The 2,705-nt window shown below is 48.6% G+C and carries 1 protein-coding gene; it reads right to left on the bottom strand.

The annotated features are described in order from the left end of the window. Positions 1-2,705, bottom strand: a 2,705-nt coding sequence (locus tag Q0R35_RS05565) for an amino acid adenylation domain-containing protein (RefSeq protein ID WP_295615101.1), incomplete at both ends; no start/stop codon positions are given.

Below are 2,705 nucleotides of genomic sequence, written 5' to 3'. Positions count from 1 at the left end.
GCTCTAAAAATACCCGCGCCTGCGGATCCATAATTTCGGCTTCGCGGGGAGTAATGCCAAAAAACGCCGCGTCGAATGTTTCCGCGCCTGCAATTATTCCTCTGGCTTTGACATAATCCGGATCGGTTCTCAATTCGGAGTCAATACTAAGATCTAACTTGGCATCGGTGAAATAGGTATGCGATTCGATGCCCCGACACAGGTTATCCCATAGCGCATCGATCGAATCCGCACCTGGAAACCGACCCTCCATGCCGATAATTGCAATCCCCTCATTTAATGAGTCGCCCTGACGATCGCCTCTTTGCCGCTCTGCTCGTGCGGAGATCGACCGATCGACTCTGATGTCATTGTCTGTCGCAATTGCGCGTGCTAATTCTTTAACCGAACCATGCTGATATAACAGCGCGATCCGCAAGCTGTGTCCTAATTTATGCTGCAACTGCAACATCATTTGCACGCCTAAAATTGAAGTCCCACCCAACTCAAAAAAATTATCGTTAATACCAACACGATCTAAGCCCAGAATTTGCGCCCAAATTTCGGTAATTTCTCGCTCTAAATCGGTATTTGGGCGTATATAACTCCCTACCAAATCGGAGCGCACCGCTAGGGGCAGCGGTAAAGCTTGACGATCGACTTTGCCGCTAGGCGTTAGTGGTAATGCGTCTAAAAAAACGAACCGACTCGGCACCATATATTCAGGTAAATGTTGCTGCAAAGAGCTACGCAATTGACGTTCCATACCTTCTGTCGGCGTGCGTAAAACGACATAAGCCACCAACCGCTTATCGCCCGGAACATCTTCGCGCATCGTCACTACCGCTTCTTGCACGGCAGAATTTTGAGTCACCGCCGCCTCAATTTCGCCCAGCTCGATCCTAAAGCCGCGAATTTTAATCTGTCGATCGATCCTACCTAAAAATTCAATATTTCCATCTGCTAAATACCTAACCAAATCGCCAGTTTTATACAGTCTTGACTGCGAATTAACGTCGAATAAATTCGGAATAAATTTCTCCACCATCAGATCTAGACGATTGAAATAGCCGCGACTGGCATCGCCCACTTCAATATACAATTCTCCAGGAATCCCGATCGGCTGTGGCTCGAATTGCGAATTTAAAATATACAGCCGCGTGTTGGCAATTGCCGTCCCGATGGGTGGTAATAACATCCACTCTTGGGGCGCACCAGAGAGCGCGAATGCCGTAATTACATGACTTTCAGAAGGGCCGTAATGATTGTACAGCGTACAATTAGGCATCTGCGTAAACCAGTTGACAAGCTGTGGCGTAACTTGCAACTGTTCCCCCGCCGTAATTACCTCCCGCAGACTCGCTGGTGCGATGCCTTCATGCGCCGCCACATCTGCCAATTGCTGTAAAGCGACAAAGGGTAAAAATAACCGCTCGATCGATCGTGCTTGTAAAAAGTGTAATAATTCAGCCGGATCGCGGCGTAAATCTTCCGAGATCGTCACTAATGTCCCGCCCGTACTCCAAGTTGCAAAAATCTCTTGGAATGATACATCAAACCCGATCGGCGAAAACTGCAATGTCCGCGAACCGATCGTACACTGAGATGTAGTCTCTTGCCATTGCAGCAAGTTAACCAGCGGACGATGGTTGAGTACGACACCCTTGGGCGTACCTGTCGAGCCAGAAGTATAAATTATATACGCCAAATCGTCAGGCGTAACAATATTATCGAGAGCCGCACTCGACTGCTGCGAAATCTGCGCCCAATCTGCATCCACACAAACAACAGTCGCTCGATGCGCTGGTAATAAACCCATCGTCGCCGCACTAGTCAGCACGATCTCAATTTTAGTATCGGCAATCGTCAGAGCCAGTCGTGCTTGCGGATAAGCTGGATCGAGTGGTAAATAACCCGCACCAGCCTTTAAAATGCCCAGTACCCCCACCATCAATTCTACCGAGCGTTCGATACAAATCCCGATCGGGAGCTGCGCGCTAACGCCAATCGATCGCAGATGGCGCGCCAATTGGTTCGCCTGCTCGTCGAGCTGACGATAGGTTAATTGACTATTTCCAGCAATAACAGCAATCGCATCGGGCGTGCGCGCTGCTTGCTCTTCAAAAAGTTGATGAATTGTCTTATCTTGCGGATAGTCAACCCGCGTGTCGTTCCACTCAACTAGCAATTGGTGGCGTTCTGCCGCCGTCAGCATCGGTACTTCCGCCAGGGTTTGGTATAAATTACCAACCATCCCCTCAATTAGCGTTTGTAAATGCCCTAGCATTCGATCGATCGCCGCTACTTCAAATCGCTGGCTGTCATAAGCTAACTTCAACCCTAACCGTTCGCCAGTCACCACTCTGAGCACCAGCGGATAATTAACTAACGCTAAATTATCTTCACCCGATCGTGTAAATACTAATACACTCGTCAATAAATCGCTCGATCCGACCTGCATCTCCTCGCAGATCTGCGCCAGCGTCGGCACATCCTCACCTGTTGGCTGTGAGTCTAAGTCCTGCAACCACGACAATAATTGGCGATCGTTCTCAATCTTGACTCTAGCGGGCAAAATCTCATCAGATCTACCGAGTGACGCATAGATGTTAGTACCAAATAATACATCTAAAGTACAGCTATAACGAGCGAGTAATAATGCCCACGCGCCCAAGACGATCGTGTTAATTTTTACATTGACTTCACTACCGATCGAAGTTGGCAAT

Origin of the sequence: Chamaesiphon sp. GL140_3_metabinner_50 (assembly GCF_025361915.1) — a bacterium.
Lineage (GTDB): Bacteria > Cyanobacteriota > Cyanobacteriia > Cyanobacteriales > Chamaesiphonaceae > Chamaesiphon.
Note: the sequence above shows the minus strand (reverse complement) of the source record. Positions and strands in the feature narration are given on the sequence as shown.